General features: G+C 42.3%; 15 protein-coding genes. 7 read left to right on the top strand and 8 right to left on the bottom strand.

The features are described from left to right. Nucleotides 1–15: 15 nt before the first annotated feature. Nucleotides 16–1,383 (bottom strand): anaerobic C4-dicarboxylate transporter DcuC, encoded by a 1,368-nt coding sequence (gene dcuC / locus AB4405_RS18760; protein WP_372062339.1) that lies wholly within the window; start codon nucleotides 1,381–1,383, stop codon nucleotides 16–18. Nucleotides 1,384–1,720: 337 nt separating this feature from the next. Here dcuC and AB4405_RS18755 point away from each other — a divergent pair, with 337 nt between their 5' ends. Both AB4405_RS18755 and AB4405_RS18750 read left to right on the top strand, forming a co-directional pair. Beyond that, nucleotides 1,721–2,614 (top strand): LysR family transcriptional regulator, encoded by an 894-nt coding sequence (locus AB4405_RS18755; protein WP_372062337.1) that lies wholly within the window; start codon nucleotides 1,721–1,723, stop codon nucleotides 2,612–2,614. An 85-nt stretch (nucleotides 2,615–2,699) separates the two neighbouring features. After that, entirely contained in the window at nucleotides 2,700–3,479 is a 780-nt protein-coding gene (locus AB4405_RS18750) for a helix-turn-helix transcriptional regulator (protein ID WP_372062335.1), read from the top strand. On the opposite strand, the gene AB4405_RS18745 is transcribed toward AB4405_RS18750, so the two are convergent. After that, nucleotides 3,420–4,028: an acyl-homoserine-lactone synthase gene (locus AB4405_RS18745; protein WP_372062333.1), complete on the bottom strand. Its 609-nt coding sequence runs from the start codon at nucleotides 4,026–4,028 to the stop codon at nucleotides 3,420–3,422. The two genes, AB4405_RS18750 and AB4405_RS18745, sit on opposite strands and share 60 nt — an antisense overlap. Nucleotides 4,029–4,537: 509 nt before the next feature. On the opposite strand from AB4405_RS18745, the gene AB4405_RS18740 reads away from it, so the two are divergent. Beyond that, the gene (locus tag AB4405_RS18740) at nucleotides 4,538–5,857 is read left to right on the top strand and encodes a diguanylate cyclase (protein WP_372062331.1); all 1,320 of its coding nucleotides are present in this window, start codon (nucleotides 4,538–4,540) and stop codon (nucleotides 5,855–5,857) included. 27 nt (nucleotides 5,858–5,884) lie between these two features. Beyond that, nucleotides 5,885–6,799: a LysR family transcriptional regulator gene (locus AB4405_RS18735; RefSeq protein ID WP_372062330.1), complete on the top strand. Its 915-nt coding sequence runs from the start codon at nucleotides 5,885–5,887 to the stop codon at nucleotides 6,797–6,799. Nucleotides 6,800–6,865: 66 nt separating this feature from the next. Here AB4405_RS18735 and AB4405_RS18730 read toward each other — a convergent pair whose 3' ends face one another. Beyond that, complete coding sequence (locus tag AB4405_RS18730; RefSeq protein ID WP_102467927.1) at nucleotides 6,866–7,492, bottom strand: response regulator transcription factor; 627 nt, start codon at nucleotides 7,490–7,492, stop codon at nucleotides 6,866–6,868. Between the two features lie 457 nt (nucleotides 7,493–7,949). Here AB4405_RS18730 and AB4405_RS18725 point away from each other — a divergent pair, with 457 nt between their 5' ends. Next, nucleotides 7,950–8,084, top strand: a complete 135-nt coding sequence (locus tag AB4405_RS18725) for a hypothetical protein (protein WP_277869421.1) — start codon at nucleotides 7,950–7,952, stop codon at nucleotides 8,082–8,084. Between the two features lie 92 nt (nucleotides 8,085–8,176). Here AB4405_RS18725 and AB4405_RS18720 read toward each other — a convergent pair whose 3' ends face one another. From AB4405_RS18720 to AB4405_RS18700, 5 genes are all read right to left on the bottom strand, one after another. Next, the gene (locus AB4405_RS18720; protein WP_372062328.1) at nucleotides 8,177–8,794 is read right to left on the bottom strand and encodes a glutaredoxin; all 618 of its coding nucleotides are present in this window, start codon (nucleotides 8,792–8,794) and stop codon (nucleotides 8,177–8,179) included. Nucleotides 8,795–8,870: 76 nt separating this feature from the next. After that, on the bottom strand, nucleotides 8,871–9,761 hold the full coding sequence (locus AB4405_RS18715; RefSeq protein WP_372062326.1) for a DMT family transporter: 891 nt from the start codon (nucleotides 9,759–9,761) through the stop codon (nucleotides 8,871–8,873). A gap of 256 nt (nucleotides 9,762–10,017) precedes the next feature. Next, the gene (locus AB4405_RS18710) at nucleotides 10,018–11,052 is read right to left on the bottom strand and encodes a porin (RefSeq protein ID WP_372062325.1); all 1,035 of its coding nucleotides are present in this window, start codon (nucleotides 11,050–11,052) and stop codon (nucleotides 10,018–10,020) included. A 288-nt stretch (nucleotides 11,053–11,340) separates the two neighbouring features. After that, nucleotides 11,341–12,378 carry a porin gene (locus AB4405_RS18705; protein WP_372062324.1) on the bottom strand — a complete coding sequence of 346 codons (1,038 nt, stop codon included), beginning with the start codon at nucleotides 12,376–12,378 and terminating at the stop codon, nucleotides 11,341–11,343. A 202-nt stretch (nucleotides 12,379–12,580) separates the two neighbouring features. Then, nucleotides 12,581–13,618 (bottom strand): porin, encoded by a 1,038-nt coding sequence (locus AB4405_RS18700; RefSeq protein WP_372062322.1) that lies wholly within the window; start codon nucleotides 13,616–13,618, stop codon nucleotides 12,581–12,583. A 710-nt stretch (nucleotides 13,619–14,328) separates the two neighbouring features. On the opposite strand from AB4405_RS18700, the gene AB4405_RS18695 reads away from it, so the two are divergent. Then, a complete protein-coding gene (locus AB4405_RS18695; RefSeq protein ID WP_372062321.1) occupies nucleotides 14,329–15,411 on the top strand; it encodes a porin in 1,083 nt (360 codons plus the stop codon). A gap of 411 nt (nucleotides 15,412–15,822) precedes the next feature. Next, nucleotides 15,823–16,878 carry a porin gene (locus AB4405_RS18690; protein WP_372062320.1) on the top strand — a complete coding sequence of 352 codons (1,056 nt, stop codon included), beginning with the start codon at nucleotides 15,823–15,825 and terminating at the stop codon, nucleotides 16,876–16,878. Nucleotides 16,879–16,906: the final 28 nt, after the last annotated feature.

Raw genomic sequence — 16,906 nt, 5'->3', positions numbered from 1 at the left:
GATTATCTAGTACGATTAGGCTGACATAGGGACAAGAATCATGGTGCCGATGATGACGGTAACCAAACCTGCGAGTACAGGCACTGATGTACGTTTCACCACTTCAAATGGCGAGATGTTCCCCATCCCCGATGTTGCAACGATGACACCAGAAACAGGCGAGATAGTACGGCCCAAGTTAGAAGCCTGCAGCATAGGTATAATTAAGAAAGCAGGATTGAGTCCCATCTTAGCTGCCAAAGAAGGCGCTAGTTCAACAAAGGCATAAAACGGGGCGTTACCCGAACCCGTTGCGATAGCGGCGGCAACGGTGAGGCCGGTTAGGATCAACATAAGTGCAACACCGCCCGCACCAGCGGAGTCAGCTAGGTGAAGTAGGTTATCTATGGCACCAATAGACATTAAGCCTTGAGCGAACACTCCCGCCGCTACTAATAACATCACAACGCCTTTAAACGCATCTGCCATGCCTTGGTAACAAGATTCCAAATCTTCTAGTGTCTTTTTGCCGTTAAACTTCTGAGTACAAAAGTTAATGACGGCGCCAATGAATATTGAACCCACGACAATAGTGTAGATGTCTAATGAAAGGCCTGGGATTGTACGACCGTTGAATAGGAAGACACCCACAATCGGCAAAAACGGAAGGATGCAATAAAAGGCGGGGGCATCGACTTTCATTTCAGAGACATCAACACGCTCCATTGGTGTATTTTCTTTTTTATCGAGATATTTATTCCAGAAGAAAGCGGCGGCAGCCATCACAATTATCGCGCAAATGGAGACCGGTAGTACCGTTTGAACCGCGAACACATCCAGTGCAAGCCCAGATTTTTCTGCAGCAATGACGACATCACCAGAGGTTGGGGATAAGATAATCGCGGCAGGCGAAGCACAGACTGCAACGGCTGCAGGGCGTGAGATGCCCATGGCTGTCATCATTGGGAATAAAGTTGCCATCAATAATACGCCAAGCCCAGTTGCTGAACTGACCGCCAAAGACATAAGACATGCCACAATATAAGCCGCAACGAGCAACACATACGGCGACTTAATGAACGAAAGAGGTTTAGAGAACTGTTTTACCACCACGTTGTTTGCGCCGATATGTGTCATGTAAGACGCAAATCCGCATAACAACATAATTTGCATACCGAGACCACCGCCGCGGTACTGCAGCATATACTTCACGTATTCAAGTGAGTCTGTGACCATATTACCGGTTGATGTAATTTTCGAAGGCAACACGGTGTGGCCTAATATACCGGTAAGCAAAAGCAGTAAGATACCGGCCGTCAATAACACGCCCGCAGGCTTGTGGCCTTTAACAATGAAATAGCCTACCGCTATTGTCACTATTAAGCCAATCAGTAGTTCTAACATAATCGTCCTTTCATTCCGTTAAAATCCGCAACAATGTATTTCTAAATGTGTCAGGAAATGTACAGGGAATTACTATGTGGCACGACCGTTACATAACAATCCGATGATCTAAGACAATAAATTAATGTTAATGAAAATGGTAGGTTTTTAGGCTGTGTATTGCCTGTTGTTTGGGTGTTAATGCGGTGTTGTTGTTGCGCTACAAAACCACAACGTAGATCACTCATGTATGATTATTGAGCATTTCAAGATATGAATGAAGTTTTAAGCCAAATTTGTATTGCAATGTTGATGGCATTAGACAGAATCAAGTGAGACTATTTTGGAGAATTCTTTCATGCTTCATTCTACCATTAACTTACTTGATGTTCGGGCGTTTGTGTTAGTCGCTAATCTTGGTAATTTTACCAAAGCAGCAGAAGCGTTAAATGTCTCAAGATCTCACGTGTCCCGCCAAATCCAGGCGCTTGAGAAGGAAATGGGCGTCAGCCTAATGATACGTACCACCCGTACGATGAAATTGACGCAAGCAGGTAAGGCTTTGCTCACTAGCTGCGATACAGCGCTGAATACTATTGATCAAGCCGTACATGCGGCCGTAGACGATAACGATACGGTGAAAGGAAAAATTAATATTAACTGTGTTGGTGGGTATATCGGCGAAGAGTTAGTCGCTAATTTTCTTGCAAAGTTCTCACAACGCCATCCTGATGTATCAATTGATCTCGATTTTTCGAGTCACCGTGTCGATTTACTGGAAGATGAGTTTGACCTAGCTATTCGAATGGGGGCATTACCTGACGCGAATTACATAGCACGGCATTTAATTGATATCGAAATGTTGACACTGGCAAGTCCAATTTACTTACAACGCGCGGCGCCAATCGAGCACCCTAAAGATTTGAAAGATCATAATTGTCTTACAGGTTCAGTGACCAAATGGCAGTTTATTCATGCCACGAGCAATGAAACCGTTGAAACGACAATAAATGGTGATTTGACATGCAAGAATGGAAGAGTGCTGGTTAACAGTGCCAAAGCCGGACTTGGTATTATTAGAGTGCCAGCGATGTACTGTGAGCCTGAACTAGCAGCAAAGATGTTGGTTCCTGTCTTTGGACTGTGGGGCATCAAACCGGTGCCATTATCTTTAATATACCACCGAGATAGATATCAACCGAAACGAATTAAAGAGTGTGTGTCGTTTTTAAAAGCCGCATTTGAACAGTGAACGTTTGTTTTTTTCTGTGAGGCACGCTATCGTTGGGCAACTAAGTGCCTATCTTCTAGATACTCAATAAGAGCTAAGACCGTCAGTGCAATCCGTCAATAAAATCAATGAAATCTTAAAACGTGATATTCAGTCTTGTGAAGAATTTAGTTTAGAAAAACTGAATGACAAGCTTCTTGCTGTGACAGATGTACTCGATTTTGAACATTTTTTGTTTGCCGTTTCTGTCCCGATCACATTAATGCGTGCTGAAAATGTCGTACTAACGAATCAACCTATGAGTTGGCGTGAGTTTTACGAAAGTAATGAGGTGATGTACTTCGATCAAGTAGTACTGCATTGCCGCAATAGTATGGCCCCTATTCAATGGCAAGATATCATTAACAATGGCGTAGAAGATAGCAAGAATGTCGCGAAGTTAGCGTCAGATTTTGGGCTAGGGGATGGCATCACTATACCGCTACGTGCGAACTTTGGATGTTTAGGATTACTCAGTTTTTCAAATAGGAAAAATGCGACATTACTGTCAAATGAATCAACGTTGTTGGCAACGTATGTCGGTACGCTAGTTGCTGACTACATTAATGATGTCAGACAAGTCGTCTGCAAGCAGCAACTAGGCCACGTGGAATCAAGCTTAACGTTACGCGAACAAATTTGTTTGGCGTGGGTTGCTGAGGGGAAAAGTTCATGGGAAGTCGCGCAAATTCTTGGCTGTTCAGAACGAACGGTTAATTTTCATATCCAGAATGCGAGTGAAAAGCTTAATGCTTTCTCTCGCACCCAAGCCGTATCGAAAGCCTTGTTAACTGGCTCGATCGAACCGATGTTGGTTTATCGTAGTGTTGGTAAACCAATGTCGTAAATCATCATTAATTGGCACACGCAGTGCAACGCTGCGTGTCGTGTCGAGTAGATGTACCTTTCCGTCACCTAATCGGGTACTTGGAATGCCAATTAGCCTCATAATTCGTTCAATCCCGGTTGACGTTAATGTGACATATTCGGTGTAACCCTGCTCAATGGCATATTGAACCACTAGATAAAAGAGTAGAGATGTGAAGTTAATATGGCTCGCACGTTTTGCTATCTCTCTATCCACAGCAAACCTAGTCAGCTCGACAATAGATTCATCATTAAACACCTCGCCTTGCAGTAATTCTGGGAAGGTATTGTTAAGCATGTAGGGCTGATTGGTGTGAAGGAGTCGCCAGCAAGCAGCGACTCTTCCTTCATATTCAATAAGGATATACTTAGAATCTAGTCGGTCATATTCATCAATATCCAATTGATTTTGAGTACTGATGGACCAACGTAATCGCTCAACAAACACTTGATAGCGTAGTTGGTGCATTTCAAGCTTTTGCTGCGCGGTAAGTTCGCCATAAGTACAAATGTGAATGATGGGTTCCATGGGATGTCCTCTTAGGTTAGTTCGCCTTAAGAGGTTATCGCTGGGAGCGTTTGATTATCACTGACAGATTGGCCAGCTTGTATTTTTATAAAACTACAAATGTCAACCTGTAAGTTTCTGCAGTTTATTAATTTATTAATAAGTGTATAAATGTAATCAGGCTCTGTAGACCATACAAAACAACGTCAGAACATAGATTCAACGATTATAAAACAGTCACAAATGGCTAGGTGACTTTCGGTTTACAGAGCCGTTCCCTTCAAATTTGTCAATTCTTCCTGATTTGCTCGTTTTTAGAACTATTAGTGTTTTTTAAGCGAATAGTATTTTTGAAACGAATAGTATTTTTAGAACGAATAGTGTTGTTTGACGTCACTGAAATCGAGATAATACTCCGTTAAATGCATTTGGCCAGTAAGGCTCATTTGCTCATTTATTCAGTTAAGTATCTAACGTCTATGCGAACTCAAACAAAAAAATATGCAATTATTGTATGCAAGGCTACATTATTGTCATTTGGCCTCTATGCGATGGTACTCGTTAAAGCCGTTGATAAGTTGGTAGAAAATGAGGTAGCGCAGTTTCATCTATTCACAAAATCAATAACAGACTATAAATCAACGCTTTATTTACTTGGAGTGTTATTTGAAGCTGAGATAAAAGCGACGCATACCTCGGAACAGTATGGTCCGTATCTTAAGTCTGGAAAAATCTACGCGGCCGACAATAAAAATGGCTTTACCATTAATGAACGTATTGTGAGTATGACGGCCAATCGTCTACTTCTGAATATGCCAGAAGTAACAATGGCAGAAGAGGTATTGTTCTACTATCGCTCCTATGAGAGTGATAAAATTATGGCTACACAGTCATTTGAGCTTGCTAATGGTATTAGGCCAGTTAGTTTAGATAAAATGTGCAATGAATCAATGGCCTGCGCAAAGTATGCCAATGAAGACGATCTGAAAAACAGGCTGATCATATCGAATATATATCGCGATAATGTTACCGATCAGCCAATCATGACCATATCAAGCCCGGTTTACTTTGAAAAAGAAATATTAGGTGACATTAATGTTGATGTGTACCTAAGAAAGTTCCCGTTTTTAGAGAATAAAGAGTTTATTGACTCAGAAGCAGGGCGGGGCAGACAGATTATTCTAGAGGATATGCGTTACCCCTATACTGACCATGCTTACTCTATCGATTACTTAGCAGACGATAACTTTGTGATTACTTATCGAATACCTTATAGCAAGATAGTGGTCGACTATGGTTGGTTGTTCATCGGGCTGATTACATTGCTTACTTATGTAATGAACCGATTAGATGAACTCAAAGTGAAGCGAGAAAAATTGAAAATCGCCGAGGTTGCTATCCGCAAAGATGAACTCACAGGGCTCTATAATCGAACCATTTTAAAAGACAGCGCGATAAAATATGCAATGGAAAAACAAGGTATCGCCGTTATTGCCATCGATGGTGACAAAGTAAAGGCTGTCAATGATAACTATGGTCACCATGTTGGAGACGAGGCTATCATTCATATTGCAAATTCGATGCGACGATGCTTTCGAGAAAGCGACTATTTGATTCGCAGTGGCGGCGATGAGTTCATCGCAATTTTACCGGGTTGTACGTTACTGGCCGCGGAGAAAGTGGCTAAAAAATTCGCAGATGAAGTGGCATCAAAGCCATTCGGGGCGGAATCGCTCACACTTGAAGTTAGCTTTGGCAGCACCGTTCTTCGGGAGCATGAATCACTAGACAGTGTTTTAAAACGTGCAGACGCTTCGCTCTATTTAGCGAAAGAACATAAATACGAATAGCGTATTTAACACGAGAAGGCATGCGTAATGCATAGAGAGTACGATTTTAACCTATTAAAAGTCTTGCTGATGATCTATCAGCATCGAAGCCTGACGGCGGTAGCTGCTCGTCTTGGAAAAACAGAAAGCGCAGTAAGTAAACATCTGTCAAAGTTGAGAGAACAACTTAAGGACCCACTGTTTGTTCGAACTGCTGATGGTTTCGAACCGACTCATTATTTGGAAAGGATCATTCCTGGCATTGAAAAAGGTCTTAAATCGGTTGAGCAAGCCCTAGCTCATGGTGAAGATTTTGATGAAAATAACCATGTGCAACCGATTAAAATCGCGCTTTACAACGTCTCTCTTGAACAGTTTGGAGCGCCGCTTTACCAGGCTATTCGTTTAGCGTTTCCCAAAGCAATGATCGAACTAATCACGTGGCGAGGAACAACGTACCAGGATATTATTGATGGCAATATTCATATAGGCGTGCAACTGTTTAACGAGGAGTGCCCTAAAACGATTTATCAATCTAACGTACTCCACGTTGAAATTGGCGCGGTTGTCGGTCGTCAAAGCGTGATACAGACGTGGGAAGATGTCTTTAAGAATCCATGCGTGCATTTTGAATTGAGAGGCTGGAACGACGTTCATCATAGGTTGATCAAGTCGATGGCTCAAAATGGACTAACGCTAGATTATCGTGTCAAGCTGGATAATCTAACGGCAACCTATCATCTTTTGAAACAAAACGACTACTCAGCAATTTTGTCTCAAAATTTGGCTCACTCCAATGAGTTTCGCTTTATTTCTTTTCCAGATTATTTACAGGCTTACATCCCTGTTGTGGCTTGTATGAAGCAAGGTAACCGGCAAAACCCTTTGCACCTTCGGCTGAATCAGATTATTAAGCAGGTACTGAATGCGTCGCGAGTCACTTCTGATTTTAATTCAAAGTGACTCGCTTTCTATATTTTAGTGAGGCTAATGCTCTTAAATGACCATAGACTGTGGCCGTGAGGGAGACTAACTTGCTAGGCGAATGTCTGTTTGTACAACATCATGTGAATTGACCAGTTCGACGATCGACTTTGCTTCATATTTGTCGAGAATTCTAGACTTATAAGTACTAATAGTTTTTGCGCTCAGTGATAAAAATTCTGAAATTTGTTTGTTGGTATACCCTTTTTTAAGGTAATTAAATACGACGGTTTCACGTTGTGAAAGTACGATCTTTCGGTTACTAACCTTGTAGTCGGTCTTGAACAAATTGTATCCACGAATGACACCGCTAATGGCATCACGAATTAACGCAGGTTCTTCCGATTTACTTAGGTATCCGTTCGCGCCGAGCTTGTACGCGGTCTCAGAATAGATGGGGTACCCATAACTCGAAATAAAAATAGACCGTCCTTTATAACCCGCAGCAAATGCACGTCGCATAAATTCAAATCCGTCGGCTTCGGCAAGGTTAACGTCGAGGACGATGAGATCAATACTTCCTGCTTTAACAAGATCGAGTGCGACCTGCGTATCAGAGATCTGGTGGATCAAATTAACCGTGTCGAGACTTGATACGATACGAGCAATGGCTTCTCTCACGAGAGGGAAATTATCAATGATCAAACAGTCTTTTGAGTGTGAATGGAGCATTTCCAGTACCTTGTTGAAAAATGAGCGATGTAAAAGAGAATCAAATAGGGTCCTTCACTCACTTTACTGCATCGTTTCTGCAGGATTGTTTGGTATCCGTTACTAAAATTTGATCTTCAGGAGTATAAGCAACAATTTGAGGAAAGTGTGGAATGGTCGAAATTCCAATAAGGAATTTAGTTGGTATTCAATTAAATCGTTATAAAACAGTAGGTTGATTTTGTTTCTTGAGTAATTCAAATCGTGTCGACAATGGATGTTGTTTGACTTGCTGTTGACGTTGTCATTGTTTAGATAGTTCGTATTACCTGTAATAGTGAACCCATGTCTTTTGACTAAAACAAACATTGCATGAAATTAAATTACAAAAAAATGTGACGAATGTCTTGTAATTGTCCTTTATCAGTATAAAATACACCTATATTGAAAATTAATTACAATCTTAGAGGGTTGAATCATGGGTTACGAACTAGGCGCGGCATATATTGGTCAATTAGCAGCCAAAAAAATGATTGACGACATGCTTTATGGCAAGCCTCAGCCAAAGAAAAAATCGTTCATTAAACGAATGATGAAAAAAATCAGTAAATAAGAATTGAAAAAGCTCGCATTTAGCGAGCTTTTTGCTTTCAGGACATGAGGTAAAAGGCGTAACAAAGTCGGAGCATGCTCTCTAAAGGCTGATTATGACGCAGATTTTTCTCCCAGCTCGAAGACGTTATTAGGCGGCGATGCTGCAGGATTTTCACTTAACCACACTTCTAATTGGTCAGCACCACCAATATATTCCCCATCCATCCAAATCTGAGGCACCGTCACGGGTGTTTTTTCACCAATATGTGCTTTGACTTCTGGGATCATGCGGTACAAGGCTGCGCTGTCTTTCACCACATCGTGATAATCATATTCAATACCAGCATCATCTAGGATTTGTTTTGCTTTTACGCAGTAAGGACACGTAGCCTTCCCAAAAACAATCGAGCCTTTGAGTTCATCACGTTGCGTCCATTCTTTAATGACCGACTGTACAAGCACGCCCCGGTTAAGTGCCTCGCCCTGACTAACGACCTTGCCCTCAACCATAATAATTGGCGCATGCCAAGCACCCGCTTTAAGCGGCTCCCACCAATGAGATAGCCAATCTTTTACCTCGAGCTCGACGGGAATCCCTGCAAGTTCAGTATTGAACGTATCATTTAAGATATCTTTGGTTAGCGTGCATTCACCGCATGGAATCGTTACCTTGAACGGACCCCAGCTTCCTGCCCAGCGATATAACGTAATTTTGATTGGCTCTGCCATATTGATCCGCCTCTTGTCTTTGTCTATTTAATTCTAGTCCGTTTCAATATAAGAACGACGTGTCATCAAATTAATTTCAAGAAATAGTTTTCTTTTTGGATTTTGTTTCCCAATGCGTAATAAAAGCAATAGACGCGACGATGATGGCAGCACCAACCCAAAGGCGGCCAGGAGGAACCCAGCTAAAGACAATCCAGCCCGCTAACACATTCATTGGCAGTTTAGCGTGATCAAATGGCTGCACAAACGAAGCATCAGCAACGGAGTAAGCCTTTACAATGGCCCACTGTGCAAAAGCTGTCAGTGCGCCCGCTCCAATCAGATAACCCCAAACCATCATGTCAGAAGGGAGAGACCACGAGGGGAGGGCGAGCATGAAATTAAAAGGCGTAATGAGCACCAATAAATAGATCACCATGGTGGAAGGGGGATCATTCGCTGACAGTTTTTTTACCATGAGTGAATAACAAGCCCAGAAAAAAGCGGCCCCAACCGGTAGCAATGTTGCCCAACTAAAAGAATCAGACCATGGCTCAAGGATCACCAATGCACCCACGAAGCCACATATCGTGGCAAGCCAGCGGGCTGCGCCTACCTTTTCCTTCAATATTAAACCAGAGCCTAAGGTTGCAAATAGGGGGGAGGTCATGAGCAGGGCGATACCTTGCCAGATGGGGACTGGGTAAGCGAGTGCCCACATCCAAAGCTGTATGCCAACGACGGAAAGTAGCACGCGAAAAAGATGAGCGCCAAAATGTTGGGTACGAAGAGAGCGAAAGATACCGGTTGCGCGAAGGCTAGGGATAATGACAAGCAGCGCTATGGCATATTGAATGAGCGCAATCATGGTAGAGGACATACCATGATTAATACTGACTACTTGAGCGATGTTATTGACTAGAGCGAAGGCCGCGCCAGCTGATAACATCCAGATTGCACCTTGGAGAGGCTGATGTGGTTGATTCATAAATCGTATTCTTCGTTTTTGACAATATTACTATGAAAACCGAAATTAACCAATTGTGTAAAAACGACACTTATTTGTATTCGTTCATACTGTTTAAGCGAATCTATTTGGCTATAGGCAAGAAATAAGAGACGAAAAGTAAATGAAGGTGGTGGCTAGAAAGTGATTCACCTAAAGCGACATGGTATGGAACGTAAAAGTCGCGCAGCGTGCACGACTTTTTTATGGGTCTGCTTAGATAGGCAAAGAGTCCCGATTAGAAATCGTAACGAAGCCCTAAACGAACTGAGTTTTCAGCGTCAACATCTTTGAGTTTTGCTGATTCACCTTTTTTCAGATTGTTTAGCTTAAACGCTAAGTAAGTACGAAGGTTGCTGTTGAATTTGTATTGGCCCGTCAGCTCATAGAAGTTTGTTTTTTCTTTGCCACTCGCGGCGTCAGTGCTGTCTTTTTCGGTATTTTGGTACGCCGCTAACACTGAAAATCCATTGCCTACTTTGTAAGCCGCGGAAAGTTCAGCACCCTTAAAGTCTTTACCATTTTTGTCGTCAAGTTCACCTTGAGTATACGTACCGCCAAGCTCTAGACCACCAATCGCGTAGCTTAATCCAGCAATAGTCTGTTTTGCGTTGCCTTCATCGATACCGTTATTTTGGCCATTACCATTTTGTGCATAACCTAAACCAAGTGCTAAGCCAAATGGAAGGTGATATTTAGCCGCGACACCGGCGCCGTCGGTGTTCTTATCTGAACCTAAGATAGCACTGGCTTCAACCGTTAGCGCGTCCATGAAATCGGCTGAGTACTTGACGACATTATTCACTTGCTCGTCACCAGCATTGATGAATTCTTTTTGAATACCGGTATAAATCTGACCATTATCCGACATTTGAGAAATGATCACGCCCGCCGTATCTTGTTTACCTAAAGACACAGCGCCAAATTCGGTATCTAGCCCTGCAAACATATAACGTTGTTTGAACTTATTGGCATCGGAACCATCGTCTTTACCGCCCGAACTGACTACGGCGTGCTCAACTTCGTATTTGCCAAAACCAGTAAGGCTATCGTTGATCTTTGATTGTCCTTTGATGCTTAAGCGAGCCCGGCTTTTGTTTTCCATGGTGCCATCAATGCTTTGGCCATTGTCTTTGCCGCCAAAATCACCACGAAATTCCATACGGCCGCCAATATCAAGGGATGTTCCGTCTTTGCTATACACTTCGGCTGCGCCAACCAGGCCAGACATCAACACTGAAACTACTGCACCGGCTACTACTGCTTTTTTCATTTTATACGTACCTTGGTTATCAAAAATGAGGCTCGTTACCTCAAGAACGCAATCAAAGTAAAATAGCTTTGTGAAAGAAATATGGCAGTTTTCTTAATTTAACTCATTGATTTTAAGGTTGTTAATGGGGTGTGGTGTGAATGTGTGTGGCGGAGTGAAATCAGATAAGGATTGATTATTGTTATGGGGAGAGCGTTTTGGTTAGTAAATATTATTGATTGAGGGAATAAAAAAAGACCAGGGATAGCAGCCCTGGTCTTGGATTCGAAATAGGAAACTTAATGGTGTTTAGAAGTCGTAACGAAGGCCTAGACGAACCGTGTCGTCTGCTGAATTGCCATTGTTGCTGACTTCATCAGCGCTGCGGTTATCAAGCTTGTAAGATAGGTAAGTACGTAGCGACTTATTGAAGTGGTATTGACCTGTTAGTTCGAAGAAATCACTTAAGATTTCTTTGTCACCAACATTAGGTTTGATCTCTTGTTTTTGGTAAGCCGCCATGATGCGGAAGCCACCATCAAACTTATAAGTACCAGATAATTCTACGCCAGAAAAATCGTCTTTATCGCTTGAGTTATCAAAGTTATACGTACCTTGAGTATAGGTTGCACCTAACGTAAGGGCTGCAATTGTGTAGCCTAATCCGCCAATAAATTGGTCTGCGTCACCGGTTCCTGTTACGGCGCCGTTAGTGTCCAATTCACGGAAATCATTTTGCGCGTAGCCAAGACCAATATCTAAACCGATTGGCGTAGAGTAGATACCAGAGATACCATAGCCATTTTCATTTTTTTCATCAGACGCAATAACACTGGCTTTCAAAGAAAATACATCGGCGAATACGTTCGAATAAGCAATCGCATTGTTTGCTTGTTCGTTACCCGCAGCAATAAATTCTTTTTGAGCGCCAGTCCAGATTTGACCGTCATCCGACATTTGAGAAATCTGAACGCCAGCCGTATCTTGCTTACCAAAAGAGATGTCACCGAATTGAGTACCAATACCAGCATACATATAACGCTGTTTGATTGATGTCGTAGCAGTACTGTCACCTGACGAATTCACACCTTGCTCCGCTTCATAAAAACCAAAGCCTGTTAGGTTGTCAGAAATTTGCGTCTCGCCACCAACATTAATACGGAAGCGTGATTTGTTTTCCATCGTACCATCGATTTCTTTACCACCGTTACCAATGAAATCACCACGGAATTCCGCACGTCCACCGATCTTTAAAGACGTGCCGTCTGAATTGTAGACTTCAGCTGCGAGTGCTGAACCCGATGCCATCACTGCTACTACCGCGCTCGCCAAAACTGCTTTTTTCATCTTATTTACCTTTAAATAATATTGTTAGACATCATGTCTTCTTGGAATGCAGGTAGGTTATGTTTTGGCTGTTACAGATAAATGTAAGATATATTACATTTTGATTTAATTGAACTTTTTCAAAGATAGAGTGTATGGAAATGTTTCTGGGCAATAAAAAAGGGCGAATAAATCGCCCTTTGGAGAGTGGTTCTGTCATTATTTAGAAGTCGTAACGAAGACCTAGACGTAGAGAGTTGTCAGCATCTTGTGCCGTCGTACCATCAGCTGCGAATGTTTGTCCATCAGCTGCTTCTAGGTTATTAAACTTGTAAGTAATATAAGAACGGATTGATTTGTTGAAGTAATAAATACCTGTTAACTCGACGTAATTACTAACGTTAAAGTTTGCTGCGGCATCTGGTGCGATTTCACCTTTCTGATATCCTAACACAGCCTCAAAATTGTTCTCAAATCTGTATTGAGCAACAAATTCGACACTATTGAAGTCGTTACTGCCAAGATTGTACTTTTTAGAACCTTCACCTTGCGTATAGGTCGCAGCAACGTAAAGCCCTTCCCAACGGTAGTTTAAACCTCCAAGAAACTGTTTAGAATCTTGTGCATTGTTACCTGGATTTTCGTTAGCGGCATAACCAAGACCAATACCCAATCCAAAGGGAAGGGTATAAATACCAGACAATGCCCAGCCATCTTCATTGGCTTGGTTAGAGGCAAGTAAACTAGCTTTGACTGATAGGGCATCCATAAAGTAGCCCGAGTAGTTGATAGCATTATTTATTTGCTCATCACCTGCCTGTATGAAGGTTTTTTGAATGCCACTATGTGTTGTTACTGTATCCGACATTTGGGAAATTTGGACGGTTGCGGCATCTTGCTTACCAAATGTTACGTCGTTACCATTTGTGGAAAGACCGGCATACATATAACGTTGTGTAAAGGCGGAGTTTTGGGAATTGGATGCATCGTTATTGACGGTTTGCTCAGCTTCGTAAAAAGCGATACCACTTAAACTATCTGTGATTTGTGTTTCACCACCCACGTTAATACGAACACGAGATTTGTTATCCATCGTCCCATCTAGTTCGCTACCTGAAGCTTGACCTTGGAAGTCGCCACGGAACTCTGCACGTCCACCAATACTAAGTGATGTTCCATCTGAATTATAAACCTCTGCCGCTAATGCTGAACCAGAGACGAGTGTTGTTGTAATCGCTGCTGCGATGGCTGCCATTTTCATAATTATATTCCTTCAATTATTATCACCACTGCAATGTTGCCATTGCGGGTATTAGTGCCTGCATACACATTAATACCTAAAGCAAGAATAGAACGGCATTCGGAACTTGCCTTTACATAAGTACGGGAGTTCATTTTTTGTTCGATTTTTGTGACGAGTGGCTCACTATTTACGTGCTTTGTTGGCTTTTTTATAACTGAGTTGGTGTTTGGGGTAAGAGTACGTGCGTGGTGATGTACCTATATATTCAGTTTTTGTGCGTAAAGAAACAATCTGGAGATTCTATTGCCTTGACGAATACAGCGGTCTCAAAATGCGCACATTACCTGTAACATATTGATTCAAATAGTTGCGCTAAGTTTTTTGAGTCTAAATAATTCAAACGATATATCGAGAAAAACATCAATCATCATAAATTTAGAGGGTGATTGCGATAATTTTAGTTTGTTTTATGTTTTATGTTTTGTGTCTAACGTTTTGTTTATGAAGGTTTTTATAGAATAGAAAACAGCGTTTTCAATCTTTTACGTCTTTTTATGAAAGCTTTGGGAACTTTAGGGTTAGAGTGATTTCCGTCATGTTAATCCAACGTTACATCGAGAAGGGTTACATGCATAGGTGTTATGTCTGTGTACGTAACAGCTTCATGTACGTTATGCCATTCGTCATCCAGGCGTTTGGCGCACAAAACTTGAAATATGGAAATCCCAATGAACAAAAAATTTATCGCACTAGCAGTGGCAGCTGCAGCATTCGGTACTTCTGCACAAGCAGTTGAGCTTTATAACCAAGACGGTTCTACTTTTGCAGTAGGCGGTCACGTTTCTGTAGGCGTTCAAGATTCTGAGCAAGATGCAGCTGGTGTGAACTCTGTTTCTCCGCGTATCAACTTCGAAGCAACGCAAGACCTAGGCAACGGCTTTACTGCTGACGCTAAAGGTGAGTGGGCGCTTAACATGCTTAACGGCGGCGACAACTCTTTCACTACTCGTCTTGGCTACATCGGTGTGAGCCATGAAGAATTCGGTCGCGTAGCAGTAGGTACTCAATGGGCACCTTACTACACAGCTGGTGGTGTTGCGGATCTTCCAATCGCTTTCGCGAATGACTTCCTATACGACAACCACGGTGCCCTAGGTACTGGTCGTGCTGACGCAATGCTTGCTTACACTAACGCATTCGATTTCGGCAATGCTGGTGCATTCAACTTCGGTCTAGGTTGGCAAGGTGCTAATGACATCGACAATACTAATACTACTTTAGGTACTGCTGGTAAATACAACGTTGGTCAGCGTGCACAAGTACAACTTGGTTATGATGTTGCTGGTGTTGGTCTAAACTACGCATACACGGGTGGTGATATCACTTCTACTGCAGATGTTGCAGTTGCAGTTGATGATAAAGCGACTTCTCACCTAGTTTCTGCTAAATATGGTACTTACGGTAAAGGTATCTACGTAGCGGGTGTTTATGCGATGAATGATTACATGAACAGCTACGAAGGCCAAAAATTAGACGACACTAAAGCATATGAAGCGATTCTTGCTTACGGTCTTTCTAACAGCCTAAACCTATCTGTAAACTACGAATCTGTTAAGTACGATGGCGACAAGGCTCTTTCTGGTTTTGCTTCAGGCGAAACTATTTACGCAACTACAGCTATCCAAGCTGAGTACGACGTAACATCTCGCATGCGTGCATACGCAGGCTACGAATTCGACCTTCAAGGTACTGGCGAATTCAAAGAAGATCGTGACAACATGTGGATGGCAGGTGTTCGTTTCTTCCTATAGGGAAAAATGGATAACTTAGCATCAACAGTTTGATAGAACCCGCTCATTGAGCGGGTTTTTTTATGTTCAAATTTTCGGGGTGAATCTTTGTGCGGTGCTGGTATTCACATAACTAATGGTAAAAACAAAAGAAAACATCGCTTAATCTCAAGTGATCTGGCTTTTTATAAAAATTTACACGTATCCATTTGTTTTTAAATGACTTTAATTCCCCTTCTTTTCTGCTTAAAACTTCATTTTATTTCACGACACATTCGGGAACTCTCGATTTAAAGTGATTCCATATTTCAAGTTCACGTTTTTAGCGTCTTTAACATCGAGTTGCCTGCCAGCTTCTCATCGTTAAGGAAAACCTTTAAACATCTATCGAGCCTCAAAATTCGATATTAAGCCGTCAATATGGAAATCGTAATGAACAAAACACTATTAGCACTTGCCGTTACAACAGCGGTCATCGGTACTCAAGCAAACGCACTAGAAGTCTACAATAAAGAAGGCACGCAAATGTCTATCGGTGGTCACGCGACTATCGGTCTAACAGGTGCTCATGCTGGTAAAGAAGCAAGCGTTGAAGAGAAATCGCCACGTATTAACATTGAAGTGATCCAAGACATCGGTCATGGCTTCAAGGCGGATTTCAAAGCAGAGTGGGCGATGAACATGCTTGAAGGTGGTAAAGACACGTTCAAGACTCGTCTAGGCTATATCGGTCTTGGTCACGAGACTTACGGTCGCATCGCTGCGGGTACACAATGGTCTCCTTACTACATGGCGGCGGGTGTGGTTGATACGCCAATCGGTTGGTCAAATGATTTCCTATACGACAACCAAGGTATCTTTGGTACTGCTCGTGCGGACAAACTAGCGGCTTACTTCAATACGATTGATTTCGATACTGCTGGTGCATTGACGATTGGTGCAGGTTGGCAGGGTGCTAACTCTGTAACCGATCCAATAGCGAGCAAATCTGGTACTTGGATTACCTCAACGAACCGTGCTCAAATTGCAGCGGGCTATACGATTAACGGTTTCAACGCGAACTACGCATTCAACAGCGGTAACATCACTGAGCGTGGCGTAGCAAAACTGGCTGAATCAAACTTAGTGTCTGCTAAATACGGTAACTTCGGTTCTGGTCTATATGTAGCAGCAACTTTTGCTGACAACAAAAACATGAACTCGTTTGACAGCAAGCTTATCGCTAAAACTCAAGCGTTCGATTCTATTCTTGCTTACGGTCTAGACGTGGGGCTTAACCTAATTCTAAAGCACGAAGAGATGCAAGATACTCAAAACGATGTACGTGTTAAATCTGGTACTTCTGTTCAAGCTGAATACACTATCTCTCCACGTCTACGTGCGTACACTGGTTACAACTTTGACAACCAAGGTCAAGACAGCGGTACCGTTAACTACCGTAAGCGTCAAGACAACCAATTCATCATCGGTACTCGTTTCTACCTATAATGGTTGATGCATTAAACGGTCGCTTGTT

Source organism: Vibrio sp. 10N.261.51.F12, from assembly GCF_041471725.1.
GTDB lineage: Bacteria > Pseudomonadota > Gammaproteobacteria > Enterobacterales > Vibrionaceae > Vibrio.
This window is presented reverse-complemented; position numbering and strand designations above follow the sequence as displayed.